This window comes from Pseudomonas sp. S3_E10, from assembly GCF_054667615.1.
This window is the reverse complement of sequence record NZ_CP162743.1, coordinates 4,870,077-4,895,082: the sequence shown is the minus strand read 5'-3', so window position 1 is coordinate 4,895,082 and position 25,006 is coordinate 4,870,077. Positions and strand designations below refer to the sequence as shown.

Annotated in this window: 23 protein-coding genes and 1 pseudogene; 19 read left to right on the top strand and 5 right to left on the bottom strand. The window is 62.9% G+C overall.

All coding sequences use genetic code 11. The features are described from left to right. Window positions 1-2 precede the first annotated feature (2 nt). Both lpdA and AB4N98_RS22495 read left to right on the top strand, forming a co-directional pair. The gene (gene lpdA, locus AB4N98_RS22500; protein ID WP_068937417.1) at window positions 3-1,382 is read left to right on the top strand and encodes a dihydrolipoyl dehydrogenase; all 1,380 of its coding nucleotides are present in this window, start codon (window positions 3-5) and stop codon (window positions 1,380-1,382) included. Between the two features lie 82 nt (window positions 1,383-1,464). Beyond that, window positions 1,465-2,484 (top strand): branched-chain amino acid aminotransferase, encoded by a 1,020-nt coding sequence (locus AB4N98_RS22495; RefSeq protein WP_017527033.1) that lies wholly within the window; start codon window positions 1,465-1,467, stop codon window positions 2,482-2,484. 66 nt (window positions 2,485-2,550) lie between these two features. On the opposite strand, the gene AB4N98_RS22490 is transcribed toward AB4N98_RS22495, so the two are convergent. Next, entirely contained in the window at window positions 2,551-3,435 is an 885-nt protein-coding gene (locus AB4N98_RS22490) for a GNAT family acetyltransferase (protein ID WP_083221593.1), read from the bottom strand. Window positions 3,436-3,658: 223 nt separating this feature from the next. Here AB4N98_RS22490 and ctlX point away from each other — a divergent pair, with 223 nt between their 5' ends. The 7 genes from ctlX to AB4N98_RS22455 all read left to right on the top strand — a co-directional run bounded on the left by ctlX (window position 3,659) and on the right by AB4N98_RS22455 (window position 9,599). Beyond that, window positions 3,659-4,585: a citrulline utilization hydrolase CtlX gene (gene ctlX / locus AB4N98_RS22485; protein WP_460148924.1), complete on the top strand. Its 927-nt coding sequence runs from the start codon at window positions 3,659-3,661 to the stop codon at window positions 4,583-4,585. Window positions 4,586-4,596: 11 nt separating this feature from the next. Beyond that, a complete protein-coding gene (locus AB4N98_RS22480; protein WP_065877564.1) occupies window positions 4,597-5,643 on the top strand; it encodes an ornithine cyclodeaminase in 1,047 nt (348 codons plus the stop codon). Between the two features lie 258 nt (window positions 5,644-5,901). Further along, window positions 5,902-6,681, top strand: coding sequence for an ABC transporter substrate-binding protein (locus AB4N98_RS22475; RefSeq protein WP_460148923.1), 780 nt, complete (start codon window positions 5,902-5,904; stop codon window positions 6,679-6,681). Window positions 6,682-6,850: 169 nt separating this feature from the next. Further along, the gene (locus tag AB4N98_RS22470; protein ID WP_017527029.1) at window positions 6,851-7,552 is read left to right on the top strand and encodes an ABC transporter permease; all 702 of its coding nucleotides are present in this window, start codon (window positions 6,851-6,853) and stop codon (window positions 7,550-7,552) included. Then, window positions 7,549-8,262: an ABC transporter permease gene (locus AB4N98_RS22465; RefSeq protein ID WP_017527028.1), complete on the top strand. Its 714-nt coding sequence runs from the start codon at window positions 7,549-7,551 to the stop codon at window positions 8,260-8,262. The genes AB4N98_RS22470 and AB4N98_RS22465 overlap by 4 nt, the downstream gene beginning before the upstream one ends. 3 nt (window positions 8,263-8,265) lie before the next feature. Beyond that, window positions 8,266-9,096, top strand: a complete 831-nt coding sequence (locus AB4N98_RS22460; protein WP_065877567.1) for an ABC transporter ATP-binding protein — start codon at window positions 8,266-8,268, stop codon at window positions 9,094-9,096. Between the two features lie 5 nt (window positions 9,097-9,101). After that, window positions 9,102-9,599, top strand: coding sequence for an Lrp/AsnC family transcriptional regulator (locus AB4N98_RS22455; protein WP_017527026.1), 498 nt, complete (start codon window positions 9,102-9,104; stop codon window positions 9,597-9,599). A 131-nt stretch (window positions 9,600-9,730) separates the two neighbouring features. Here the strand turns inward: AB4N98_RS22455 and AB4N98_RS22450 are convergent, their stop codons facing one another. From AB4N98_RS22450 to AB4N98_RS22435, 4 genes and pseudogenes are all read right to left on the bottom strand, one after another. After that, on the bottom strand, window positions 9,731-10,564 hold the full coding sequence (locus AB4N98_RS22450; RefSeq protein ID WP_068937415.1) for a TIGR03915 family putative DNA repair protein: 834 nt from the start codon (window positions 10,562-10,564) through the stop codon (window positions 9,731-9,733). Beyond that, complete coding sequence (locus AB4N98_RS22445; RefSeq protein ID WP_065877569.1) at window positions 10,561-11,781, bottom strand: putative DNA modification/repair radical SAM protein; 1,221 nt, start codon at window positions 11,779-11,781, stop codon at window positions 10,561-10,563. Before AB4N98_RS22445 ends, AB4N98_RS22450 begins: the two co-directional genes overlap by 4 nt. A gap of 67 nt (window positions 11,782-11,848) precedes the next feature. Beyond that, window positions 11,849-13,185: pseudogene (locus tag AB4N98_RS22440) on the bottom strand (lysine N(6)-hydroxylase/L-ornithine N(5)-oxygenase family protein). A 119-nt stretch (window positions 13,186-13,304) separates the two neighbouring features. Further along, a complete protein-coding gene (locus AB4N98_RS22435; RefSeq protein WP_017527022.1) occupies window positions 13,305-13,787 on the bottom strand; it encodes a sigma-70 family RNA polymerase sigma factor in 483 nt (160 codons plus the stop codon). Between the two features lie 259 nt (window positions 13,788-14,046). Here AB4N98_RS22435 and AB4N98_RS22430 point away from each other — a divergent pair, with 259 nt between their 5' ends. From AB4N98_RS22430 to AB4N98_RS22385, 10 genes are all read left to right on the top strand, one after another. After that, window positions 14,047-15,216, top strand: coding sequence for an efflux RND transporter periplasmic adaptor subunit (locus tag AB4N98_RS22430; RefSeq protein WP_017527021.1), 1,170 nt, complete (start codon window positions 14,047-14,049; stop codon window positions 15,214-15,216). Between the two features lies 1 nt (window position 15,217). Next, the gene (locus AB4N98_RS22425; RefSeq protein ID WP_065877571.1) at window positions 15,218-17,188 is read left to right on the top strand and encodes a MacB family efflux pump subunit; all 1,971 of its coding nucleotides are present in this window, start codon (window positions 15,218-15,220) and stop codon (window positions 17,186-17,188) included. Further along, complete coding sequence (locus AB4N98_RS22420; protein WP_225913295.1) at window positions 17,181-18,593, top strand: efflux transporter outer membrane subunit; 1,413 nt, start codon at window positions 17,181-17,183, stop codon at window positions 18,591-18,593. Before AB4N98_RS22425 ends, AB4N98_RS22420 begins: the two co-directional genes overlap by 8 nt. A gap of 104 nt (window positions 18,594-18,697) precedes the next feature. Further along, window positions 18,698-19,537: an alpha/beta fold hydrolase gene (locus AB4N98_RS22415; protein WP_267864508.1), complete on the top strand. Its 840-nt coding sequence runs from the start codon at window positions 18,698-18,700 to the stop codon at window positions 19,535-19,537. A 17-nt stretch (window positions 19,538-19,554) separates the two neighbouring features. Then, window positions 19,555-20,325: a FadR/GntR family transcriptional regulator gene (locus tag AB4N98_RS22410; protein WP_116077771.1), complete on the top strand. Its 771-nt coding sequence runs from the start codon at window positions 19,555-19,557 to the stop codon at window positions 20,323-20,325. Window positions 20,326-20,426: 101 nt separating this feature from the next. After that, window positions 20,427-21,629 carry an ABC transporter substrate-binding protein gene (locus tag AB4N98_RS22405; RefSeq protein ID WP_460148922.1) on the top strand — a complete coding sequence of 401 codons (1,203 nt, stop codon included), beginning with the start codon at window positions 20,427-20,429 and terminating at the stop codon, window positions 21,627-21,629. Between the two features lie 57 nt (window positions 21,630-21,686). Next, window positions 21,687-22,547: a branched-chain amino acid ABC transporter permease gene (locus AB4N98_RS22400; protein WP_017527015.1), complete on the top strand. Its 861-nt coding sequence runs from the start codon at window positions 21,687-21,689 to the stop codon at window positions 22,545-22,547. A 1-nt stretch (window position 22,548) separates the two neighbouring features. Continuing rightward, window positions 22,549-23,559 carry a branched-chain amino acid ABC transporter permease gene (locus AB4N98_RS22395; protein WP_017527014.1) on the top strand — a complete coding sequence of 337 codons (1,011 nt, stop codon included), beginning with the start codon at window positions 22,549-22,551 and terminating at the stop codon, window positions 23,557-23,559. Continuing rightward, window positions 23,556-24,305 carry an ABC transporter ATP-binding protein gene (locus tag AB4N98_RS22390; protein WP_068937413.1) on the top strand — a complete coding sequence of 250 codons (750 nt, stop codon included), beginning with the start codon at window positions 23,556-23,558 and terminating at the stop codon, window positions 24,303-24,305. The genes AB4N98_RS22395 and AB4N98_RS22390 overlap by 4 nt, the downstream gene beginning before the upstream one ends. Next, complete coding sequence (locus AB4N98_RS22385) at window positions 24,305-25,000, top strand: ABC transporter ATP-binding protein (RefSeq protein ID WP_017527012.1); 696 nt, start codon at window positions 24,305-24,307, stop codon at window positions 24,998-25,000. The genes AB4N98_RS22390 and AB4N98_RS22385 overlap by 1 nt, the downstream gene beginning before the upstream one ends. The last annotated feature ends 6 nt before the right edge of the window (window positions 25,001-25,006 follow it).

Genomic DNA, 25,006 nt, shown 5'->3' with positions numbered 1-25,006 from the left:
GCATGACCCAGACATTGCAAACAACGCTGCTGATTATCGGCGGCGGCCCCGGCGGTTATGTGGCGGCGATCCGCGCAGGCCAGCTGGGCATCCCGACCGTTCTGGTGGAAGGCCAGGCGCTGGGCGGCACCTGCCTGAACATCGGCTGCATTCCGTCCAAGGCCTTGATCCACGTGGCCGAGCAGTTCCAGCAGAGCGTGCACCACAGCCAGGGCTCGCCGCTGGGTATCGAAGTGGATGTACCGACCCTGGACATCCGCAAGAGCGTGGAATGGAAGGACGGCATCGTCGACCGCCTGACCACCGGCGTCGCCGCGCTGCTCAAGAAGCACAAAGTGCAGGTGATCCACGGCTGGGCCAAGGTGGTCGACGGCAAGACCGTCGATGTCGGCGACCAGCGTATCCAGTGCGAACACCTGCTGCTGGCCACCGGCTCGACCAGCGTCAACCTGCCGATGCTGCCGATTGGCGGGCCGATCATCTCGTCCACCGAAGCCCTGGCGCCGACTCGCGTGCCCAAGCGCCTGATCGTGGTGGGCGGCGGGTATATCGGCCTGGAGCTGGGGATTGCCTACCGCAAACTCGGCGCCGAGGTCAGTGTGGTCGAGGCGCAGGATCGCATCCTGCCGGCCTACGACGCCGAACTGACGCAGCCGGTCGGCGAATCCCTCAAGCAACTGGGCGTCAAGCTGTACCTCAAGCACAGCGTCATCGGCTTTGCCGACCACTGCCTGCAAGTGCGTGACCCGAATGGCGACACCTTGTCGCTGGAAACGGATCAAGTGCTGGTGGCCGTTGGTCGCAAACCCAACACCCAGGGCTGGAACCTCGAAGCGCTGAACCTGGACATGCACGGCGCGGCGATCAAGATCGACAGCCGTTGCCAGACCAGCATGCGCAATGTGTATGCCATTGGCGACCTGAGCGGCGAGCCGATGCTGGCGCACCGGGCCATGGCCCAGGGTGAAATGGTGGCCGAACTGATCAGCGGTCAACACCGCGAATTCAACCCGGCGGCCATCCCGGCGGTGTGCTTTACCGACCCGGAACTGGTGGTGGTCGGCAAGACCCCGGACGAGGCCAAGGCGGCCGGCCTGGACTGCATCGTGTCGAGCTTTCCGTTCGCCGCCAATGGCCGGGCCATGACCCTGGAGTCGAAAACCGGCTTCGTGCGGGTAGTGGCGCGACGTGACAACCACCTGATCGTCGGCTGGCAAGCGGTGGGCGTGGGCGTGTCGGAACTGTCCACCGCGTTTGGCCTGAGCCTGGAAATGGGTTCGCGCCTGGAAGACGTGGCCGGCACCATCCATGCCCATCCAACCTTGGGTGAGGCGGTACAGGAAGCTGCGCTGCGGGCATTGGGGCACGCGTTGCACCTTTGAAGGGGGTGCTAAGGCACCGGCTAATGCAGTATTGTTGCGCCCATTCAGAAAAAATCCGACTTGACCAGAGATAGAGGGTGTCATGGGTAACGAAAGCATCAATTGGGACAAGCTGGGTTTTGACTACATCAAGACCGACAAGCGGTTTCTCCAGACCTGGAAAAACGGCGAATGGCAAGCTGGCACCCTGACCGACGACAACGTGCTGCACATCAGCGAGGGCTCCACCGCCCTGCACTATGGCCAGCAGTGCTTCGAAGGCCTCAAGGCCTACCGCTGCAAGGACGGCTCGATCAACCTGTTCCGTCCGGACCAGAACGCCGCGCGCATGCAGCGCAGCTGCGCCCGCCTGCTGATGCCGCACGTGCCCACCGAGGACTTCATCGAAGCCTGCAAACAAGTGGTCAAGGCCAACGAGCGATTCATCCCGCCGTACGGCAGCGGCGGCGCGCTGTACCTGCGCCCGTTCGTGATCGGCACCGGTGACAACATTGGCGTGCGTACCGCGCCGGAGTTCATCTTCTCGGTGTTCTGCATCCCGGTTGGCGCCTACTTCAAGGGCGGCCTGGTGCCACACAACTTCCAGATCTCCACGTTCGACCGCGCCGCGCCGCAAGGCACCGGTGCCGCGAAAGTCGGCGGCAACTACGCCGCCAGCCTGATGCCGGGCTCGGAAGCGAAAAAATCCGGGTTCGCCGACGCGATCTACCTGGACCCGATGACCCACTCGAAGATCGAAGAAGTCGGCTCGGCCAACTTCTTCGGGATCACCCACGACAATAAGTTCATCACGCCGAAGTCGCCTTCGGTGCTGCCAGGCATCACCCGCCTGTCGCTGATCGAACTGGCCCAGACCCGCCTGGGCCTGGAAGTGGTCGAGGGCGAAGTGTTCATTGACAAGCTGTCCGACTTCAAAGAAGCGGGCGCCTGCGGCACCGCTGCGGTGATCTCGCCGATCGGCGGCATCCAGTACAACGGCCAGCTGCACGTGTTCCACAGCGAAACCGAAGTGGGCCCGCTCACCCAGAAGCTCTACAAAGAGCTGACCGGCGTGCAGACCGGCGATGTTGAAGCGCCAGCGGGTTGGATCGTAAAAGTCTAATCCAGCCACCCTGCAATACCCTGTGGGAGGGGGCTACACCCCTCCCACATGGGGCCCGCCTTGGGTTCAGGGAATATTCGCCGCAATCTTCTTGCCCATACTGATCCTCGGCTCCACCGCATACCCCAGCGCCTCATAGAACCCTGCCACTGCGTCATTGCCGCCGGTGATCTGCAGGTTGATCTTCATGCAGCCCAGTGCCGCCAACGCCTGTTCCGCATGCCGCACCAACGACGAACCCAGGCCATGGCGCTGATAGTCAGCGTGCACCGCCACCGAATACAGCCAGCCTCGATGGCCGTCATAGCCGGCGAGAATTGTGCCGATCACCGTTTTTTTATCCGTCGCGACGAAGAACAACCCATCATTGACCGCCAGCTTCTTATCGATCGCCAGGCTCGGCAGGTTGTGCGCGGTGTCATAGCCAAATGCTTGCTGCCATAGCGCGACCACCTGTGTGCGGTGTTGACGGTCGCGATACGGCCCGATGGGGTGGCGCGACAGCAGCGTCTTTTCCATCACCAGCGTGCGCTCGTTGCCGTGGTAGACGTCGCGCACGGTGTGAAACCCCAGCTTGGTATAGAACGGCTCGGCGGTCAGCGAGGCCGGCACGCTCAGCACCGTTACCCCGGCTTCACGGGCGCGCACCTCAATCTCGAGCATCAGCAGGCGACCAATGCCCTGCCCTTGCAGCGCCGGGTTGACGAACACCGAGCGCACCACGTTCGCCTCGAGGGCCGCCGTGGCGACAATCAATTGAGCCTGGACCGCCACCAGCACGACGCGGCGCTTGAGTAGTTCCAGCACAGCGTCGGCGGTGAAGTTGCTCGCCACTCGAGCGATCACATCCGCCGGGTAATCCCGCGCATTGCTGCTGTGCAGGGCCGCTAATATGACCTGGCTGATGCCTTCGGCATCGGTGGGCTGAGCGAGACGAACGGCGGTAGACATGATTCCTCCTGCCTGACACGACTATGACAAACACCACAATACCAATGTGGGAGGGAGCAAGCCCCCTCCCACAGTGTGACCCTATTTCAATCCTGCAGCCGATTCGGCTGCCGCACCCACCTTTTCAGCTTTCCCGGCTGAACCGCTGCGTTGTTTCAGCCGGGATTCACCCCGTACAGCGCCCAAAATAGCGGCACAAGATCCCCCATGGACCCGTGCCCCCATGCAAACCACCAACACCGTCCTGATGATTCGCCCGGCGCGCTTTGCCTTCAACCCGGACACCGCGATCAACAACCGTTTCCAGCGCCAGCCCCTGGACCCGCTCAACGCACAGCACAAAGCGCTGAAAGAGTTCGACGGGTATGTCGCGACCCTGCGCCAGCACGGCGTGGAAGTGCTGGTGGTGCAAGACACCCCGGCGCCCCACACGCCCGACTCGATCTTCCCCAACAACTGGTGGAGCAGCCACGCCGACGGCAGCCTGGTGCTGTACCCGATGGAAGGCCAGAACCGACGATTGGAGCGCAACAAAGGTGTGCTGCAAGTGTTGGAGCAACGTTTTACGGTCAAGCACACCATTGACCTCAGCCATCTGGAACAGCAGAACATCTTCCTCGAGGGCACCGGCAGCATGGTGCTCGACCGCCAGCACCGCATCAGCTACGCCTGCCACTCCGGGCGCACTCATCAGGACGCCCTGCGCCAATTCGCCGAACGCCTCGACTACCAACTGTGTGTATTCCACGCGGTCGACCGTCACCGCACGCCGATCTACCACAGCAACGTGATGATGAGCGTGGGCCGCGACCTCTCGGTGGTGTGCCTGCAAGCCCTGCCCGAGGAAGGTGAACGCCAGGCCCTGGAACGCTCCCTGCGCGACACCGGCAAGGACATCGTCGCGCTGGACTTCGACCAGTTGGAAGCCTTCGCCGGCAACATGCTCGAAGTGCATGACCGCGACGGCCAGCCGCTGCTGGTGATGTCCGCGAGTGCCTGGGGCGCGTTGCAACCGGCCCAGCGTCAACACGTGGAACGCCATACGCGACCGGTGGTGGTGAACATCGACAACATCGAACGCATCGGCGGCGGCAGTGCCCGCTGCATGCTGGCGGAAGTCCATCTGCCCGCCCGCGCCTCATTTCAATAAGGAGTCTTGCCATGACCCGCTATATCGACGTAAACGACCTCAGCTACCTGGTCTCGCAAAAAGGCTTGCAAACCTGCATCAGCGAGATGGCCGAATACATCCACGCCGACTACCTGCGCTGGCAGGATTTCGAAAAATGCGCACGTCTGGCCAACCACTCGCCGGAGGGCGTGATCGAGCTGATGCCGGTGTCCGACGCGTCGCTGTACGCGTTCAAATACGTTAACGGTCACCCGAAAAACACCCTGGCCGGCATGCTCACCGTCATGGCCTTTGGCGCCCTGGGCGATGTCGACACCGGTAAACCCGTACTGCTGGCGGAAATGACCCTGACCACCGCCATCCGCACCGCCGCCACCTCGGCGCTGGTGGCGCGCTACCTGGCCCGCGACAACAGCCGCAGCATGGCGTTGATCGGCAACGGCTCCCAAAGCGAATTCCAGGCCCTGGCCTTCCACGCCATGCTCGGCATCAATGAAATTCGCCTGTTCGATATCGACGCCAAGGCCACCGCCAAGCTGGCGGCCAACCTCAAGGCGTTCCCGGCGATCAAGGTGATCCTGGCCGCCAGCGTGGCCGAAGCGGTCAAAGGCGCGGACATCGTCACCACCGTGACCGCCGACAAGGCCTACGCCACCATCCTCACCAACGAGATGATCGAGCCGGGCATGCACCTCAACGCCGTGGGCGGCGACTGCCCGGGCAAGACCGAGCTGGACCGCCGCATCGTCGAGCGCGCCCGGGTGATCGTCGAGTACGAACCGCAAAGCCGCATCGAAGGTGAGATCCAACACATGCCGCCAGACTCACCGGTGACCGAACTGTGGCAAGTGATCAACGGCCAGCAACCCGGCCGCGAAAACGCACGCCAGGTCACGCTGTTCGACTCGGTGGGCTTTGCCATCGAAGACTACTCGGCCCTGCGTTACGTGTTGGACGTGGCCCAGGCCCTGGATGTAGGCCGCGAGCTGGAGCTGGTGCCTGACCTCGCCGACCCCAAGGACCTGTTCGCACGCCTGGCCCAACAGCCCGGCGTACAGCACAAAAAGCGCGCCTGAGACCGCTCTGGCCTGCCGCTTTGCGCCCAGGCCAGGTCAGATTTCGACGAGTAAAAAGCCGATTTAGCGCGTGCGGCAGCCGATTCCGCTGCATTGCGCTTTTTAACAGCGCAATTTGCCTTTTGCGCACGGGGTAAACGACACAAAAAACGCACCATCATGAAGCATTCTGAGCCCGACCAAAGCGTCCCCCAATGCATGCAAGCCGCACCTTTTTCTACTGCCCTGACATCAATTACAAAATATAGGGACTACACCATGACCCCATTGCGATCACTCATCGCTGCGTTGCTGTTGCCACTGTGCGCCACCGCCGCCCACGCCCAGGAATGGAAAGAAATCCGCTTCGGCGTGTTCCCCGAATACCCTCCCTTCGAATCCGTCGCCGCCGACGGCAGCCTGCAAGGCTTCGATATCGAATTAGGCAATGCGATCTGCGCCAAGCTCGAAGTGAAATGCACCTGGGTGCACAACGAATTCGACGGCATGATCCCGGCACTGCGCGCGCGTAAGTTCGACGCCATCATGTCGTCGATGGCCGTGACCCCGGCCCGCGAAAAACAGATCGACTTCACCGACCGCCTGTTCCTCAGCCCGACTTCGGTGATCATCCGCAAAAATGCCGACTTCGGCGACACCCCGCAATCGCTCAAGGGCAAGCAGGTCGGCGTGCTGCAAGGCTCGCTGCAGGAAGCCTATGCCCGCGCGCAGTTGACCAGGCTCGGTGCCCAGGTCAAGGCGTACCAGTCCCAGGACCAGAACTACGCCGACCTGCAGAACGGGCGCCTCGACGCCACCCTGACCGACAAGCTCGAAGCGCAGCTCAACTTCCTGTCCAAGCCTGAAGGCGCCGACTTCAAGACCGGCCCGGCCTTCAAGGACCCGACCCTGCCCCTGGACATCGCCATGGGCCTGCGCAAGAACGATCAGGAACTGCGTGCGCTGATCAACAAGGGCATCGCTGCCGTGCAGGCCGATGGCACTTATGCGCAGATCCAGCAAAAGTACTTCGGCGACCAAGACATCTACCACGAGTAAGCCATCACAATCCCCTGTGTGAGATGGCTTATGTGGGAGGGGGCTTGCTCCCGATGAGGGCGCGCCAGTCGGCACATGTATTGACTGACCCACCGCTATCGGGAGCAAGCCCCCTCCCCCAAAAGCCTCTCCCACAAGGGTATGTCTGCGCCCTTCAGAGATTCTTCCGATGAACGACTTTCTCAACCTGCACGGCTACGGCCCGATGCTGGCCCAGGGTGCCTGGATGACGCTCAAGCTGGCGTTCCTCGCACTGGCCCTGAGCCTCGCCCTGGGCCTGATTGCCGCCGGCGCGAAGCTGTCCAGCGCCAAATGGCTGCGCATACCCGCCACGCTGTACACCACGCTGATCCGCAGCGTGCCGGACCTGGTGCTGATCCTGCTGATTTTCTACAGCCTGCAACTGTGGCTGAACGACCTGACCGAAACCTTCGGCTGGGACTACTTCGAAATCGACCCCTTCACCGCTGGGGTGATCACCCTGGGCTTTATCTACGGGGCATATTTCACCGAGAACTTCCGTGGCGCGATCCTCAGCGTGCCGGCCGGCCAACTGGAAGCCGCCACCGCCTACGGCCTGAGCCGCTGGCAGCGTTTCCATCTGGTGCTATTCCCGCAATTGATGCGCTTTGCGCTGCCGGGTCTGGGCAATAACTGGCTGGTGCTGCTCAAGTCCACGGCGCTGGTTTCGATCATCGGCCTGTCGGACCTGGTAAAGGCCGCGCAAAACGCCGGCAAGACCACCAGCGAGCCGCTGTACTTCCTGATCCTCGCGGGCCTGGTGTACCTGGTGATCACCACCCTCTCCAACCGCATCTTCAAGCGCCTCGAACGGCGCTACAACCTCGGCATCAAGGGGATGGCGCGATGATCGAACTGTTCCAGCAATACGGCCTGGCCTACGTGTTCAGCGATGGCGCGGGGTTATCCGGCGTGGCCATGACGCTATGGCTGTTCATTGTCTCGGTGGTACTCGGCTTTTTTCTGTCGATCCCGTTGGCACTGGCCCGGGTCTCGGCGCATTTCTGGCTGCGCTGGCCGGTCGAGATGTACACCTACCTGTTCCGTGGCACGCCGTTGTATATCCAACTGCTGATTTGCTACACCGGGCTGTACAGCCTGGACGTGGTGCAGGACAACGCCCTGCTCAATCAATTTTTCCGCAATGCATTGAACTGCACCCTGCTGGCCTTTGTGCTCAACACCTGCGCCTACACCGTGGAAATCTTCGCCGGCGCTATCCGCAATATTCCCCACGGCGAGATCGAAGCCGCGCGCGCCTATGGCCTGCACGGCTGGCGGCTGAATCTGTTTGTGGTGGTTCCGGCGGCCTTGCGCCGTGCGTTGCCGGCCTACAGCAACGAAATGATCCTGATGCTGCACGCCACGTCGCTGGCGTTCACCGCCACGGTCGCCGACATTCTCAAAGTGGCCCGCGACGCCAATGCCGAAACCTTCCTGACCTTCCAGGCCTTCGGTATCGCGGCCCTGCTGTACATGCTGCTGTCCTTTGCACTGGTGGGCCTGTTTCGACTGGCCGAACGTCGCTGGATGCGTTTTCTTGTTCCTACCCGAGGCTAACCCATGAATCAGTCCGCGCAGGCCCTGGCCACCTATCCTGTCGATATTCCCGCGGCCAAAACCGCAACCGCTGCCGTCAAGCTCCAGGTCGAAGGCATCCATAAACGCTACGGCGAACACGAGGTGCTCAAGGGCGTGTCCCTCAACGCCCGCCACGGCGATGTGATCAGCCTGATCGGCGCCAGCGGCTCGGGCAAAAGCACCCTGCTGCGCTGCATCAACTTTCTGGAACAGCCGGACGCCGGGGTCATCACCCTGGACGGCATCAGCATTCAAATGCAACAAGGCCGCGCAGGTACTCGCGCACCGCATCAGGCGCAATTGCAGAACCTGCGCACGCGCCTGGCCATGGTGTTCCAGCACTTCAACCTGTGGAGCCACATGACCGTGCTGGAGAACATCACCATGGCCCCGCGCCGAGTGCTGGGGGTGAGCGCGGCCGAGGCGGAACAACGTGCGCGCCTGTACCTGGACAAAGTCGGCCTGCCCGGCCGCGTGGCGGATCAATACCCGGCATTTCTGTCCGGCGGCCAGCAACAGCGCGTGGCCATCGCACGCGCCCTGGCGATGGAACCGGAAATTATCCTGTTCGACGAACCCACCTCCGCACTGGACCCAGAACTTGTAGGAGAAGTCCTCAAAGTCATACAGACGTTGGCCGAGGAAGGCCGTACCATGCTGATGGTCACCCACGAGATGGGCTTTGCCCGCCAGGTGTCCAGCCAAGTGCTGTTCCTGCATCAGGGTAGGGTCGAGGAACAAGGCGGTGCCGAGATCCTCGACCACCCCAACAGCGAACGCTTGCAGCAATTTCTTTCCAACCGTTTGAAGTGAAACCCATGGATACCAAGGCCAACGGACCCCATACCTCCCCCGCGCTGGACCGCATCGATGAGGCAATCATCGAAGTACTGCGCCATCAGGGGCGTATCACCTACGAAAAGCTCTCGTCGCTGGTGCATCTCACCCCCAGGCCCTGCCTGGAACGGGTGCGCAAGCTGGAGCGACGCGGGGTGATCCGTGGGTACGGGGCGATCATCGATGTGCAGATGGTCTCACCGGGGCTGTCGCTGCTGGTGCTGGTGGCCTTGTCCAACCAAAGCGGGCGCTCGGCACAAAGGGCGTTCGAGGCCTGCGTGAAAGCGTGCCCCCAGGTGTTCGAATGCCAGTTGATCAGCGGGCCGTTTGACTACAGCCTGAGGATGCGCTGCCGGGACATGGAGCATTACCGGGTGCTGACGGAGACCTGGTTGAACAATGATGAGCTGCATATCGACAAGCTCGTGGCGCATCCCGAACTCGCGGTCGTCAAGAACACCGCCACTGAACTGACCTGATCGTCTGCCCCACAACACTGGAGATTTAATGTGGGCGGGGGGCATCAGTTAGATAGTCACCCGCCCGCTCGCCACAGGTTACTTTTTGCCCACCCTTAACTGACTGGCATCGGGTCAAGCCTCCCAGATTTTTAACCCTGCCCGCTTGAAATACGTTTGCCGGGTCTAGCGCCAACCAGCTTCGCCTGCCCATCCTTTTGCTTGCCGGTACGCGCCTCGCTGATCAACCCCGGTATCAGCTTGCCCTCCGGCAGGTTCTTCCAGAACCGACTTGGCAGGTGCCCCTCCATCACCTTGGGGTTCAGCCGCGCCGGATTGAAAATATGGCTGTAGTACGTCAACCACATGGCGCTGTGCGGGTCTTCAACAGTTTGCGCCAGCTGGCGCCAGGCTTCGGGACATTGGCGCTCGTGAATCAATTGCTCGCCGTCGTAATACACCGCGTCCAATGGCGTGGCGATCATCCAGCGATGACGCCCCATGCGCCCGACAAAATGCTGGCTGGCGGGTTTAAGGATGTCATGAGCCGGTTCGTGCCAGGCTACGTACTCCGGCAAATGCGGCCCCGCCTCGGCTGGCAGCGCAATGAACCGCACAAACGCGTGCAGGTGATGGGCTTCACGGCTGACCTGCTTGATGCGCCGCTGCAACTCGCTGCCCAATTTGTCACCTGCCAGCATCGCCGTGCGATCCCCATGGCTGACCCGCCATAGCACTTCGTACAACAGGCTCCAGCGTTGATCGCCGTGGTAGCAGGCGGCTGATTCAAGCAGCTCGATCAACGCTTTGGGGATCCGCGCCTGAAACGGCCCAAGCCCGGTGGGTATCGGCTCATCGGTGGCAAACAGGTCCGCCACCTCGGCCTCGCCCCAACAGACCTGGCTGGGGTCGACCTGATGGCTGAGCAACCAGCGCGCCTGTTCGCGCCAGGTGCTGAACAGGTTGTCGCATTCCAGGCTGATCATCCCCACAACCCCATCTGCTGCGGCTGCGGGCGGTCACGCAGTTGTTCGCGCAGCAGCACGCTGGTGCTTTCAGCCTGTTGCGGGTGGTAGTCGCTGGTGATGAAAAACGGCTTGGCCTTGGCCAGCACGCAACGCATGCGGGTCAGGTCTTCGAAGCGGATCTTGCGCTCGCGGCGCAGGTCCACCAGCCGCTGGGTGGTGCGCAGGCCAATGCCTGGGATACGCGCGATCAGGGTGGGTTCGGCGCGGTTCAGGTCCAGCGGGAACACCTCGCGATGCTCCAGGGCCCAGGCCAGCTTGGGATCGATGTCCAACGCCAAATGGCCAGGGCCCTGGAACAGTTCGCCCGCGTTGAAGCCATAGCTGCGCAGCAGAAAATCCGCCTGATACAAACGGTGCTCGCGCATCAGCGGCGGCGCCGCCAGGGGCACGCTCTTGGGGCTGTTGGGAATGGGGCTGAACGCCGAGTAATACACGCGGCGCAACTTGAAGTTGCCGTACAACGCCTCGGCACCGTGGAGGATGGTGCTGTCGTCGGTGTCGTCGGCGCCGACGATCATCTGCGTGCTCTGCCCAGCCGGTGCAAACCGTGGCGCGCGGGGTTCGTTGAAGACGGTCTGCTCGCCGGTATAGATGGTCTGCATGGCCTGCTTGATCGAGCCGATCTGCTTCTCCGGCGCCAACGTCCGCAGGCTGGCGTCAGTGGGCAGCTCGATGTTCACACTGAGGCGATCGGCATAGCGCCCGGCCTCGGCAATCAGCGCCGGGTCGGCTTCAGGGATGGTCTTGAGGTGGATATAACCGCGAAAGTCATGCTCTTGGCGCAACAGCTTGGCCACGCGCACCAACTGCTCCATGGTGTAGTCGGCCGAACGGATGATGCCGGAGCTGAGAAACAACCCGCTGACGCAATTGCGCCGGTAGAAATCCAGGGTCAGGGACACCACCTCCTCCGGGCTGAAACGTGCACGGGGCACATCGCTGGAGCGGCGGTTGACGCAGTATTGGCAGTCGTAGAGACAGAAGTTGGTGAGCAACACCTTGAGCAGCGATACGCAGCGCCCATCGGGTGTGTAGCTATGGCAGATGCCCATGCCATCGGTGGAACCCAGCCCCGCCTTGCCCTCGGAGCTGCGCTTGGGCGCGCCGCTGCTGGCGCACGAAGCGTCGTACTTGGCGGCGTCGGCGAGAATGCTGAGTTTTTCGATCAACTGCATGGAGGGCTGCCTGATACTGGTTTTTTGTACAGTATCAGCCAACCCTTCGGCTCACAAGCGCAGCCCGTCAGCTGGCGGAGGCCAGCAACAGGTCCTGCACCGAGCGGCCCTTGCCGCGGTTACGGTCGTTTTCGTACAACGACGCAGCAATTTCATCGGCGCGAATCGGCAGGATCGACAACAGCGTGTCGCTCAACCCGTGGCTGGCCTGGCTGAACCCCTGGATGTAGATGCCGGCCTTGCAGCGCTCATCGGTCACGATGCGGTAGTCACGGGCCACTTCGAAGTCACCCATGTAGGCTTCCAGCGGCGCCAGCAGTTCGCGGTGCATCTGGCGCTCGTAACCGGTGGCCAACACCACGGCATCGTAGTGATTGACGGTGACCTCGCCGGTGGCATTGTTGCGCAGGGTCAACTCCACACCCAGCGGGCCCGCCACAGCCTTTTCGACCACGGTCATGGTGCGGAACGCATGGCGGGCAATACCGGAGACTTTCTGGCGGTAGAAAATCCCGTAGATACGTTCGATCAGGTCCAGGTCCACCACCGAATAGTTGGTGTTCTGGTACTCGGCGACCAGCCGCTCACGCTCGGCGCCGACCTGCTGGAACACCAGGTCGGTAAAGGCCGGCGAGAACACCTCATTGACGAACGGGCTATCATCGGCCGGCTTGAGCGCCGAGCCGCGCAGGATCATGTCGACCTGCACCGACGGGTAGCTGTCATTGAGGTCGATAAAGGCCTCGGCAGCGCTCTGGCCACCGCCGATGATCGCGATACGCATCGCCTTGCCCTCGACACACGGCTGCTGCGCCATGCGCGCCAGGTATTGCGAGTGGTGGAACACGCGGCCGTCGTCCCTGAGCGCCTTGAATGCCTCGGGTACCCGAGGGTGCCGCCGGCGCTGACCACCACCGAACGGGTGGTGCGCACATGCTGCTCGCCCAGGGCATCGCGGGAAATCACACGCAGCGCCTCGACCTGCTGCTGATGCAGGATCGGTTCGATCGCCAGCACTTCTTCGCCATATCGGCCCTGGCCCTGGAATTGCGCCGCGACCCAGCGCAGGTAGTCGTTGTATTCCATGCGGCACGGATAAAAGGTGCCCAGGTTAATGAAGTCGACCAGGCGATCGTGGGCTTTCAGATAATTGACAAAGGAGTACGGGCTGGTGGGGTTGCGCAGGGTCACCAGGTCCTTGAGGAACGAAATCTGCAGTTCGCTCTGGGTCACCAGGGTATTGCCGTGCCAGCGGTAGTCGGCCTGCTTGTCGAGAAACAACGCATCCAGTTTGCCCTGGGTTTTCTCGCGTTCCTGCAGGGCGATGGCCAGCGCCAGGTTCGATGGGCCGAAACCGATACCGATAAGGTCGTGAACCGCGGGCGAAGCAATTGCCTGTGTCATTCCAGTGTCCTCTGGATAAGCCCCTGGCGATGGGGCGGGGAATACCTTCAAGACCTGCACAACAGGTCGTGTGTTGATAGGAAACGAGGACAGTGAAATAAAATTTAACTGATCGGCGATCAGTGCGCGTCCCACTCGCGCATCCGCACGCGGCAATGTTTCATGGCATTGACGATGTGTTTTTCCACCAGTGCGCGGGAAATATTCAGGCGCTCGGCGATTTGCAGATGAGTCAAACCATCGAGCTTGCGCAGCAGGAAGCTGTTGCGACAGGCCGCCGGCAACTCGGCCAGGGCGCGCTCAAGCAGCTCCAGGCGCTGGCTCTGGTCGTGACTGGCATGGGGGGAAGTGGCAGAAAAGCGCTCTTCGCTGTCGAGGGTTTCCAGCGGTTCGTGCTGACGCAGGGCATTGCGCCGATGGCCATCGATCACCAGGTTGAGCGCGGTGCGGTATAGAAACGCGCGCGGCTGATCGATGGGGGTGTCGCTGGAACGCTCGAGTACCCGCACATAAGCGTCATGCACCACATCTTCGGCCACCTGACGGTTGCCCAGCTTGGCGTTGAGGAAACACACCAGCTCGCGATAGTAGTTTTCCAACATGACTCCCGTCCGCCGAAAGGGGCGGTATCCGTTCCTTGAGCACCTGAAAATGACAGCCGATTGGGTAATGGCAGTTTGACCAAGTGCAATTTATAGTAATTCTCATCTACTTTTAAAGAAGTCTTACGCCAGCGGTCGATTTTTTTGCGTATTCCACCTGTTACACGGTGTGTAACGGCCTAAATCCTCGGGCATTTTTCTCGTTTAACTGTCAGCTCCGCGCAACCGCGCTCCGAACTTTCCCGGCTGGAACCTAAGCATGAAACGCCCTCGACCTGCCCGACGCGCCCTGCTTGTTGTAGCGTGCCTGATCCCCGTGCTTGCCGTCGCCGCCTGGCAGGTACTGCCGCCGGGTCGCGATACGCTGACCACCGTCGCCGTCACGCGCGGCACTATCGAAAACAGCGTGACCGCCCTGGGCACTCTGCAACCACGGCGTTACGTGGATGTCGGCGCCCAGGCCTCCGGGCAGATTCGCAAGATCCACGTCGAGGCCGGCGATCAGGTCCAGGAAGGCCAATTGCTGGTGGAGATCGACCCGTCCACGCAAAAAGCCAAGCTCGACGCCAGCCGCTATGCCATCGAAAACCTCAAGGCCCAGTTTCGGGAGCAACAGGCCCAGCACGCACTGGCCCGCCAGAAGTACCAACGCCAGCAGCGCCTGGTGGCCGGCAACGCCACCCGCGAAGAGGATGTGCAAACCGCCAAGGCGCAATTGAACGCCACCCAGGCCCGGGTCGACATGTTCCAGGCGCAGATTCTCCAGGCCCAGGCCAGCCTGCGCAGCGATGAAGCCGAGCTGGGCTATACACGCATCTATGCGCCGATGAGCGGCACAGTGGTTGCGGTGGACGCGCGGGTCGGCCAGACCCTCAACGCCCAGCAGCAAACGCCGCTGATCCTGCGTATCGCCAAGTTGTCGCCGATGACCGTGTGGGCTGAAGTGTCGGAGGCCGATATCGGCCACGTCAAACCCGGCATGACCGCGTATTTCACCACGCTGAGCGGCGGCAACCGGCGTTGGGCCAGCACTGTGCGGCAGATCCTGCCGATCCCGCCCAAGCCCTTGAGCGAGACCCAGGGCAGCGGCAGCCCCAACGGTTTCGGCAAAAGCGGCACCGGCCGCGTGGTGCTGTACACCGTGCTGCTGGATGTGGACAACAGCGACAATGCCTTGATGGCGGAAATGACCACCCAGGTGTTTTTTGTCGCCGGCCAAGCCAAGGACACACTCACCGCGCCGGTTGCCGCGCTGCTCGGCAACGGCAGCACCGACAAGCAGATCGCCCGGGTGGTCCTGCCGAACGGGCGCATCGAAGAGCGCGAAGTGCAACTGGGCCTCAGCGACCGCCTGCGGGTGCAGGTACTCGGCGGCCTGAGCGAAGGCGATCACCTGGTGATCGGCCCAGCCGACGGCACCGGGGGTTGAATTGACCACACCGCTGATTGAACTCAAGCACATCCGCAAATCCTACGGCGGCGGCGACAGCCCGCAGGTCGACGTCTTGCGTGGCATCGACCTGTCGATCCACGCCGGCGAGTTTGTCGCCATCGTCGGCGCTTCCGGTTCCGGCAAGTCCACCTTGATGAACATCCTCGGTTGCCTCGACCGCCCGAGTGCGGGCGACTACCTGTTCGCCGGGGAAAACGTCGCCCATCTGGACAGCGACGAGCTGGCCTGGCTGCGTCGCGAGGCGTTTGGCTTCGTCTTCCAGGGCTACCACCTGATCCCCTCGGGCTCGGCCCAGGAAAACGTCGAAATGCCGGCGATCTATGCCGGTACCAGTACCGCCGAGCGCCAGGCCCGGGCCACCGCCCTGCTCACCCGCCTGGGCCTGGCGGAGCGCACCGGCAACCGTCCTCATCAACTGTCCGGCGGGCAGCAGCAACGGGTCTCGATTGCCCGCGCCCTGATGAACGGCGGCCATATCATCCTCGCCGATGAACCCACCGGCGCCCTCGACAGCCACAGCGGCGCCGAGGTGATGACCCTGCTGGACGAACTGGCCGGCCAGGGCCATGTGGTCATCCTGATTACCCACGACCGCGAGGTGGCGGCGCGGGCCAACCGCATCATCGAGATTCGTGACGGCCTGATCATCAGCGATTCGGCCGAGCACCGCCCGCTCGCCCCTACCGCCCACAGCGGCGCCCTGCAAGCCGTGGACCTGCGCCGGCGGCTGAGCGACGGCGTCGAACACAATGGCGCCTGGAAGGCCGAAGTGGTGGATGCCGTGCAAGCGGCCTGGCGCGTCATGTGGATCAACCGTTTTCGCACGGCGCTGACCCTGCTGGGGATCATCATCGGCGTGGCCTCGGTGGTGGTAATGCTGGCGGTCGGCGAAGGCAGCAAACGCCAGGTCATGGCGCAAATGGGCGCGTTCGGCTCCAACATCCTCTACCTGAGCGGCGCATCGCCCAACCCGCGCACGCCGCCGGGGGTGATTACGCTCAGTGACGTCGCGGCGCTGGCGGCGTTGCCTCAGGTCAAGCGCATCATGCCGGTCAACGGCAGCGCAGCCGGCGTGCGCTATGGCAACCTCGACTACATGGCCTATGTGGGCGGCAACGACACCAACTTCCCGGACATCTTCAACTGGCCAGTGGTCGAGGGCAGCTATTTCACCGCCGCCGACGAACGCACCGGCGCCACGGTCGCCGTGATCGGCCATCGTATCCGCCAGCGGCTGTTCAAGGCCCCGGTCAACCCGATCGGCCAGTACATCCTGATTGAAAACGTGCCCTTCCAAGTGATCGGCGTGCTCGCGGAAAAAGGCGCCGCCTCCGGCGACAAGGACAGCGACGACCGCATCGCCATCCCCTACACCGCCGCCAGCGTGCGCCTGTTCGGCAGCTACAACCCCGAATACGTGGTGATTGCCGCCGCTGATGCGCGTCGGGTTCACGAAACCGAAGTGGCGATCGACCAGTTGATGCAAAAGCTGCACAACGGTAAACGCGACTACGAGTTGACCAACAACGCCGCGATGATCCAGGCCGAAGCGCGTACCCAGAACACCCTGTCGCTGATGCTCGGTTCGATTGCCGCGATTTCGCTGCTGGTGGGAGGGATCGGTGTCATGAACATCATGCTGATGACCGTGCGCGAGCGCACCCGTGAGATCGGCATCCGCATGGCCACCGGCGCCCGCCAGCGCGACATCCTGCGCCAGTTCCTCACCGAAGCGGTGATGCTCTCGGTGGTCGGCGGCCTGTGCGGTATCGCCCTGGCGCTGCTGGTGGGTGGCGTGTTGGTGCTGGCCAAGGTGGCGGTGCAGTTTTCCTTGGTGGCGGTACTCGGCGCATTTGGTTGTGCGCTGGTCACCGGCGTCGTATTCGGCTTTATGCCGGCCCGTAAAGCTGCCCGGCTCGATCCGGTTAAGGCGTTGACCAGTGAATAAACGACCCATCCCCGCTCACCCGTGCGTGCTCAGCCTGTGCCTGTTGCTCGGCGCCTGCGCCGGCAACCCTGCGGCCGTCGACAGCGAAATCACGCCGCCGGCGGCCTGGCAATACGTCGGGGGCGAAGCCGCCCAGACCGCCCACCCACAATGGTGGGCGCAGTTCGGCAGCCCGCAACTCAACCGCCTGGTCGTTCAGGCCCGGCATGACAGCGTTGACGTGGCCGCGGCCATGGCTCGCGTGCGCCAGGCCCAGGCCACGGCGGTGATCGCCGGGGCGCCGCTGTTGCCCGAGGTGAAGTTCGACCTGAGCACCAGCCACCAGAAACTGATGCGCGGGCCCGGCGGCCCGAACCTGGATGCCTCGCCCAGCGAACGCACGGTCGACGGCTTCGGCGTCAACCTTGCCGCCAGTTACGAAGTGGACTTCTGGGGCGGCCGCGCCGCCGCCCGCGACAGCGCCCTGCACAGCCTGCGCGCCAGCGAATTCGACCGCGCCACCGTGGAGCTGACCCTGGTCAGCAACGTGGCCGACCGCTACGCACAAACCCTGGCCACCCGCCAGCGCCAGCAGATCGCCGAGTTGAACCTGGCCAATGCGCGCAATGTGCTCAAGCTGGTGCAAACCCGCTATGACGCAGGTTCCGCCACCGCCCTGGAATTGGCCCAGCAGAAAAGCCTGGTGGCCAGCCAACAGCGCCAGTTGCCATTGCTTGCCCAACTGGCCGAAGAATCCCGGATCACCCTCGCCGCCCTCCTCGGCCAACCGGTGCAAGCCCTGGACCTGGGCACCGAACCTTTCCAGGCCCTGACCTGGCCGACCATCGGCGCCGGCCTGCCCAGCCAACTGCTCAGCCGCCGACCGGATATCGCCAAGGCCGAAGCGGAACTCTCGGCGGCGCAAGCCAACGTCACAGTGGCCCGCGCCGCCATGCTGCCGGCCGTGACCCTCGGCGCGACCTTTGGCTCCGACGCCTACAAAGCCCTGGACATCCTGCGCAGCCCTTACTACACCCTGACCGCCGGCCTGGTGGGGCCGATCTTCAACAACGGTCGTTTAAGCGCCGAGCGCGACAAGGCCCGTGCGCGCCAGGATGAACTGTTGCAAACCTATCGCGGCGCAATCATCAATGGGTTTGCCGATGTGGAAAAATCCCTCAGCAGCATCACGCGCCTGAACCAGCAGCGCGAATGGCAGGCAGAAGAACTGCAACAGGCGCAGACCGCCTTCCAGATCGCCGAAAGCCGCTACCAGGCGGGTGCCGAAGACCTGCTGACGGTACTGGAAACCCAACGCACCCTGTACGCCGCCCAGGACGCCCATGTGCAATTGCGTCTGTCGCGCCTGCAAGCCAGCATCGGGTTGTACAAGGCATTGGGGGGTGGCTGGCAAAGCGAACACTGATAAAAAATCCAAAATCCTACACAAGCTGTCTTCTCACCCTACATTCTTTAGACCGGGGTCCTTGGTAAAAAAGCCGCCCTAACACGGCTGCCCAGGACCTCCCGATGACTGTCGCAAAGCACCTCGCCTGGGGCTGTCTCTGGCTGGCCGCAGGCCTTGGCCATGCCGAGCCGCTGATCAGGCCCACCGCGATCGACTGGCTGCTGGACTGCCCCCTCCCCACCGCGCAGCGTCTGGACCCCGAGGTACTGGCGCGCACCCAGTGCGGCATCGTGAGCGTACCGCGTAACCATGCCGCTCCCAGGCAAGGCCACCTGAACCTCTACCTGACCCGGGTCGGTGCCCGCGAGCCGTTGAACCGCGAGGGTGTGGTATTCGCCCAGTCCGGCGACCCGCCACACCCCAACAGCGGCGGCACCTTCGCCATTCAACTGGCCAGCCAGTGGGGGGCTTCCGCGGCCAGCGCCTATCGCACATTGCTCAACCGCTACGACGTGATTGAGCTGGGCACGCGCGACCTGGGCCGCGATGAGGATGTCGAACAAGCCGCACGCGACTTGGAATTCGTACGCACCCAACTGGGCGACGCACAACTGCACTACCTGGGTAACGCCGCCGCCACGCGCCTGGGCAACCGCTACGCGGCGCTGTTTCCCGAACGCGTCGCGCGCATGGTGCTGGTCAACGGCGAACGCGGCATGACGGACGCGCCTCAAGTGCAACAACTGCACCTCAAGGAACCCGCCAAACCCGGCGCCAACCGTTGCGTGACCCAATGGGTCGGGGCCTTTCTGGCGTATGGCAAACAGCCGCCACCGTCGACCCGCTGTGTGGGTTCAGATGACGGGGGACAGCACGCCGTTTACGACCTCCTTGCCCCGAAAACGACGCGCTGCGTTGACGCTCCGTGCCAATCGTTATTAAGTGCTATTTATCCGCATTAATACGATAAATCGAACCCATGCTAAGCCGACCGCTGCGACGCAAACGCCAGAAGCTCTCCGATGTGATTGTCGAGTCGGTCAAGCGCTCCATCGTCACCGATGCCTTGAAACCCGGCGACCGCCTGCCCACCGAGCGCGAGCTGATGGAAAGTTTCCAGTGCTCCAAAGGCTCGGCCCGCGAGGCGCTCAAGGCCCTGGAAGTGGAAGGTTTGGTGAGTACACGCACTGGCCCCAGCGGCGGCGCGTACCTGAACCAGGCCGGCACCGAACCCGCCAGCCGCGCCTTGCGCAACTACCTGCACTTCCAGCATCTGGACGGCGAGCAGGTGTACCAACTGCGCAAGGTGATCGAGGTGGAGCTGGCGGTCTCCGTGCTCGGGCGTTTGAGTGAAAACGACTTTCAGGCCTTGCAGGACAACGTGGATTTTTGCAGCGACCCGGAAGACAGCGAGGCCGGCCAGCGCGAACAGCGCCTGGCGGAACTGGAGTTTCACAACCTGCTGGCCAAGGCCTGCCCCAACCCGTTGCTGAGCTTTATGGCGCAGTTTCTCAATGACCTGTTGCGCGACCTCGTGGTGCTGAAAAAAGCCTACAAACCCAAGCGCAAACAGTTCGACGCGGCCAACCTGGACTATCACAAACAGCTGCTGATCGCCTTTCGCGCCGGGGATGAAAGCGCGGTGCGCAGCCTGATGCATGAACACATGTGCGATGCCGAACACCATATGACCGCGCTGGAAGGCCAGGTCAGCCCGCACTTTCTGCTGGAGTTCGATCACAACCACTGAATACACCGCGTTACCCCAATAAAAAACGCCTGCCCACAGGCCCCAGCTTCACCGTATCGCCCTTGCCGCTCCTGCCAATAACTAAACCAGGGAGTCACCCCATGCAGCGTCGTACGTTATTGAAAGCCAGTCTTACCGCCGCAGCCGCCCTCAGCCTCCCGCTGAGCGTGCGTTCGGCATTCGCCGCCGAGCCCTTTACCTTTTACGGCCTCAAGTCCATGTCCGGCGCTTTTGCCAGCTATGGCAAGTTTGCCGACATGGGGTCGCGCCTGGCGGTGGAACAGCATCCCGAGATTCTCGGGCGCCCGCTCAACTACAAAGTCATCGACACCGAAGGCAATGCCGGCAAGGCCGTGCGTAAGGTGCAAGAGGCCATCCAGCAGGATGGCGCGCGGTTCTTCCAGGGCTGCACCCTGTCGTCATCAGCCCTTGCGGTGGCCAAGGAAGTCGACAAGGTGGGTGGCGTGTTCATGACCCCGGTGGGCGCCGATGAAGTCACCGGCAAGGACTGCAACAAGGCGACGTTCCGCTGGTCGGTGCCCACCTACGGCGCGATCCGCCAAACCATGGTGCCGCTGATCAAACTGCTGCCCGAGGCCAAGCGCTGGTACACCATCACCCCGCAATATGTGTTCGGCGAAGCGCTGCTCGAAGGCGCAAAGACAGTGCTCAAAGAGCACGGCCTGGAGCACGTCGGCAACAGCTACCACTCATTGCAGGAACAGGAATTTTCCGGCTACCTGACCAACGCCATCTCAACCAGGCCCGACGTGCTGGTGCTGCTCAACTTTGGCAGCCAGTCGTCCAACACCCTGCGCCAGGCGGTGAATTTCGGCATCAAGGAGCGCATGAAAGTGCTGCTGGTGTGGTCCGCCGGGCTTGACCAATTCCAGGAACTGGGCAGCGATGTGCTCGAAGGCGTGTACCTCGGCGCGCAGTACTGGCACCAGGTCGACACCCCGCTCAACCGCGAGCTGGTCAAGCTGACGAACGCCAAATACGGCATCAACCCCACCTACCCGCTGGCCGCCGACTACATCAGCACCAAGGTCATGCTGGACAGCATCATCGCCACCGGCAGCTTCGACGGGCCGACCGTGGCCAAGGCCATGCAGGGCCTGAGCTTCGAGGGCCCGACCGGCAAGGAGTCGATCCGCGCAGGCGACCACCAGGTGATCAAGGACTACTACCTGCTGATCGGCAAAGCCACGGCTGATATGGCCGACAAGGACGACCTGGCCAAGGTGCTCAGCGCCGGCCAATCGTTCCCACCGGTAGACGCCACGGGCTGCACGCTCGCCTGATCCTGAACGGTTAAACACGACAAGGCGGCCCCAAGCCGCCTGTTCGAGGGTTTCTGCATGCTTAATCTTTACCTGTTCCAGATACTCAACGGCCTGGGGTTGGGGATGATCTACTTCCTGATCGCAGTCGGGCTGACGATCATTTTCGGCCTGCTCAACTTCGTCAACTTCGCCCACGGCGCGTTCTTTCTGTTGGGCGCCTACATCTGCTACACCGCCGTGAGCCTCACCGGCAACTTTTGGCTGGCGCTGCTGATCGCGCCGCTGGTGGTGGCCGCCCTGGCCTGGGTGATTGAACGCTTGCTGATCCAGCGCATTTACCACTTGCCGCACATGTTCCAGATCCTGGTGACCTTGGGCATTGCGCTGATCATCCAGGAAGCCAGCGTGATGATCTGGGGCCCGGTGGGCAAAAGCGTGGCGGTGCCGGAACTGCTGCGCGGCGTACTGGTGGTGGGCGATTTCGTCTACCCCTACTACCGCCTGTTCCTCATTGTGTTTTCCGGGCTGGTGGGCCTGGGCCTGTGGCTGTTGCTGGAACGCACGCGCTTCGGCGCCCTGGTGCGTGCCGGCAGTGAGAGCACCGAAACCGTGTCGCTGCTGGGCACCAATATCTTGCGTCTGTTCTCCATGACCTTCGCCCTCGGCGTGGCCCTGGCCGGGGTAGCCGGGGTGCTGTTCGCGCCCTTGCGCGGCGCGCAGCCATTCGTGGGCCCGGAAATTCTCGGCATCGCCTTCGTGGTGGTGGTGATCGGCGGCATGGGCTCGTTCAGCGGTGCGCTGGTCGGCGGTTTGCTGGTCGGCGTGGTGCAGAGCCTGATGACCACACTCTGGCCCCAGGGCGCGAGCCTGATGATCTACGGCGCGATGGCCGTGGTGATTCTGGTACGCCCTTATGGCCTGTTCGGGAGAGCCTGACATGAGCGAGAAAAACCCCCTGCCGTTTGCCAAGACCCAGTCCAAAGCCATGTTGCTGTGGGTACTGGCGGTGCTGATCGGCCTGCCGTTGATCCTGCCTTCGGCAACCCTGGCCAGCGAGATCCTGATCTTCGCCATGGCGGCCCTGGCCTGCAACCTGCTGCTGGGCTACACCGGGCTGTTGTCGTTCGGCCAAGGCATTTTCTTTGGCGCCGGTGCGTATTGCGCGGCGCTGCTGATGATCCACCTGCAATGGGGCCTGTTCACCGCGTTGCTCGGTGCCGCTGTCGCCGGTGGTTTCCTGGCGTTGCTGGTGGGTGCGTTGGCGATCCGACGTACCGGCATTTACTTTGTGATGCTCACCTTGGCGTTCAGCCAGATGGCTTACTTCGTCGCCTACACCTTGAGCGACTGGACCGGCGGCGACAACGGTCTGCTCAGCGTGCCGCGCCCGCAGGTCCGCATCGGTGACACCGTGCTGCTGTCGCTGGCCGACGCCCGTGCCTTCTATGGTTTTGTCGCGGTGCTGTTCCTGCTGATCTTCATCGGCGCGCGCCGCGTCATCGCCTCGCCGTTCGGCAGCACGCTGATGGCAATCCGCGAAAACGAAACCCGCGCCTCGGCCATCGGCTACGACACGCGCCACTTCAAGATCCTGGTGTTTGTGTTGTCGGGCGCCGTCACCGGTATCGCCGGTGCGTTGTACGCCATGCTGCTGCACTTCGTGCCGTTGTCGAACATCGACCTGGCGATGTCCGAGAACATTTTGATCATGACCATCGTCGGCGGCACCGGTTCGTTGTTCGGCTCGTTGCTGGGCGCCGGCTCCATCGTATTGCTGGGGGATTTCCTCTCCGACCTGTGGCCGCGCTGGCTGATGCTGCTGGGGGTGATTTTGATCCTGGTGGTGATCTTCATGCGCGGCGGTTTGTGGGGCGGCCTGGCCTCACTGTTCGACAAGGTGCGCCGCAGCCGCAAGGCTAGTGTGGTGAACAAGGAGCACGTGCTATGAGCATCCTTTTGGAAACCAGAAACCTGGAACTGGCCTACGGCGCGTTCCATGCGGTGAACGGCGTCAACCTCAAGGTCGAGGCCGGCACCATCCACACCATCATCGGCCCTAACGGCGCCGGCAAGACCAGCCTGTTCCATTGCCTGACCGGCGAACGCCAGGCCACCGCCGGGGCGATTCATTTCGACGGCAACAACCTGATGCGCAAGCCGGCCCACGCCCGTGTCGGCCTGGGCATGGCGCGTTCGTTCCAGCTCACCAGCCTGTTCCAGAACCTCAGCGTGCGCGAAAACCTGCGCCTGGCCGCCCAGGGCCGCGACGGCGCCCGCGCCCTGAACTTCTGGCGCCGGGTCGATAGCAAACGCGAACACCTGGAGATGGCCGATCAGGTCCTCGAACGCCTGCAACTCAGCACCCGCGCCGACACCCTGGCCGGCGAGTTGTCCCACGGCCAGCAACGGGTGCTGGAGGTGGGCATGTCGATCTGCTCCAAGCCCAAACTGCTGATGCTCGACGAGCCCACCTCGGGCATGGGCATCGATGACATCCCCATCATGACCCAGTTGATCAGCGACCTCGGCCGCGACCACACGGTGCTGTTGATCGAACACAACATGAGCATCGTCATGTCCATCAGCCAACGCATCACCGTGATGAGCCACGGCCAGATCCTGGTCGAAGGCACCCCGCAATTCGTGCGCGCCGATGAGCGCGTACGCACGGCGTATCTGGGGGAGGCTGCCTGATGCTGATCGTCGAGAATATCCATTCCTACTACGACAAGAGCCATGTGCTCGAAGGCGTGTCGCTGACGGTCAACCCCGGCGAACTGGTGACCCTGCTGGGGCGCAACGGTGCCGGCAAGACCACCACCCTGCGCAGCATCCTCGGCATCATTTGCCCGCGCCAGGGCCAGATTCACTTCAACGGCCAGGCGCTGGTCGGGCGGAAGATCTTTGAAATCGCCCGCCAAGGGTTGGCACTGGTGCCGGAGAACCGTGGGATTTTCCGCCTGCTCACGGTAGAGGAAAACCTGCGCATCGCCGCACGCAAAACCAGCCGCTGGCAGTTGGAGGACGTGTACGCCATGTTCCCGCGCCTCAAGGAGCGCCGCAAAAACGCCGGCCACGCCCTCTCCGGCGGCGAGCAGCAGATGCTCGCCATCGCCCGCGCCCTGCTCAACGATCCCAAGCTGCTGATCCTCGATGAACCCACCGAAGGCCTGGCCCCGGTGATCGTCGACGAACTGGTGAAGATCCTGCGCAAGGTCAAGGACGACGGCCTGCCGGTGCTGCTGGTGGAACAGAACCTGATGGTCTGCGACAAACTCGCCGACCGCCATTACGTACTCGAACAGGGCCGCGTGGTGTACGAAGGCAGCGCCGAAGCCTTCCGCGCCGACCCGACCATCAAGAACCGCTACCTGGCCCTGAGTGCCTGATCGGAG

Bases quoted from the DNA above. Each gene is read 5' to 3' on its own strand.
- lpdA (WP_068937417.1), top strand. From the start codon at position 3: ATGACCCAGACATTGCAAACAACGCTGCTGATTATCGGCGGCGGCCCC.
- AB4N98_RS22495 (WP_017527033.1), top strand. From the start codon at position 1,465: ATGGGTAACGAAAGCATCAATTGGGACAAGCTGGGTTTTGACTACATC.
- AB4N98_RS22490 (WP_083221593.1), bottom strand. From the start codon at position 3,435: ATGTCTACCGCCGTTCGTCTCGCTCAGCCCACCGATGCCGAAGGCATC.
- ctlX (WP_460148924.1), top strand. From the start codon at position 3,659: ATGCAAACCACCAACACCGTCCTGATGATTCGCCCGGCGCGCTTTGCC.
- AB4N98_RS22480 (WP_065877564.1), top strand. From the start codon at position 4,597: ATGACCCGCTATATCGACGTAAACGACCTCAGCTACCTGGTCTCGCAA.
- AB4N98_RS22475 (WP_460148923.1), top strand. From the start codon at position 5,902: ATGACCCCATTGCGATCACTCATCGCTGCGTTGCTGTTGCCACTGTGC.
- AB4N98_RS22470 (WP_017527029.1), top strand. From the start codon at position 6,851: ATGAACGACTTTCTCAACCTGCACGGCTACGGCCCGATGCTGGCCCAG.
- AB4N98_RS22465 (WP_017527028.1), top strand. From the start codon at position 7,549: ATGATCGAACTGTTCCAGCAATACGGCCTGGCCTACGTGTTCAGCGAT.
- AB4N98_RS22460 (WP_065877567.1), top strand. From the start codon at position 8,266: ATGAATCAGTCCGCGCAGGCCCTGGCCACCTATCCTGTCGATATTCCC.
- AB4N98_RS22455 (WP_017527026.1), top strand. From the start codon at position 9,102: ATGGATACCAAGGCCAACGGACCCCATACCTCCCCCGCGCTGGACCGC.
- AB4N98_RS22450 (WP_068937415.1), bottom strand. From the start codon at position 10,564: ATGATCAGCCTGGAATGCGACAACCTGTTCAGCACCTGGCGCGAACAG.
- AB4N98_RS22445 (WP_065877569.1), bottom strand. From the start codon at position 11,781: ATGCAGTTGATCGAAAAACTCAGCATTCTCGCCGACGCCGCCAAGTAC.
- AB4N98_RS22435 (WP_017527022.1), bottom strand. From the start codon at position 13,787: ATGTTGGAAAACTACTATCGCGAGCTGGTGTGTTTCCTCAACGCCAAG.
- AB4N98_RS22430 (WP_017527021.1), top strand. From the start codon at position 14,047: ATGAAACGCCCTCGACCTGCCCGACGCGCCCTGCTTGTTGTAGCGTGC.
- AB4N98_RS22415 (WP_267864508.1), top strand. From the start codon at position 18,698: ATGACTGTCGCAAAGCACCTCGCCTGGGGCTGTCTCTGGCTGGCCGCA.
- AB4N98_RS22410 (WP_116077771.1), top strand. From the start codon at position 19,555: ATGCTAAGCCGACCGCTGCGACGCAAACGCCAGAAGCTCTCCGATGTG.
- AB4N98_RS22405 (WP_460148922.1), top strand. From the start codon at position 20,427: ATGCAGCGTCGTACGTTATTGAAAGCCAGTCTTACCGCCGCAGCCGCC.
- AB4N98_RS22400 (WP_017527015.1), top strand. From the start codon at position 21,687: ATGCTTAATCTTTACCTGTTCCAGATACTCAACGGCCTGGGGTTGGGG.
- AB4N98_RS22395 (WP_017527014.1), top strand. From the start codon at position 22,549: ATGAGCGAGAAAAACCCCCTGCCGTTTGCCAAGACCCAGTCCAAAGCC.
- AB4N98_RS22390 (WP_068937413.1), top strand. From the start codon at position 23,556: ATGAGCATCCTTTTGGAAACCAGAAACCTGGAACTGGCCTACGGCGCG.
- AB4N98_RS22385 (WP_017527012.1), top strand. From the start codon at position 24,305: ATGCTGATCGTCGAGAATATCCATTCCTACTACGACAAGAGCCATGTG.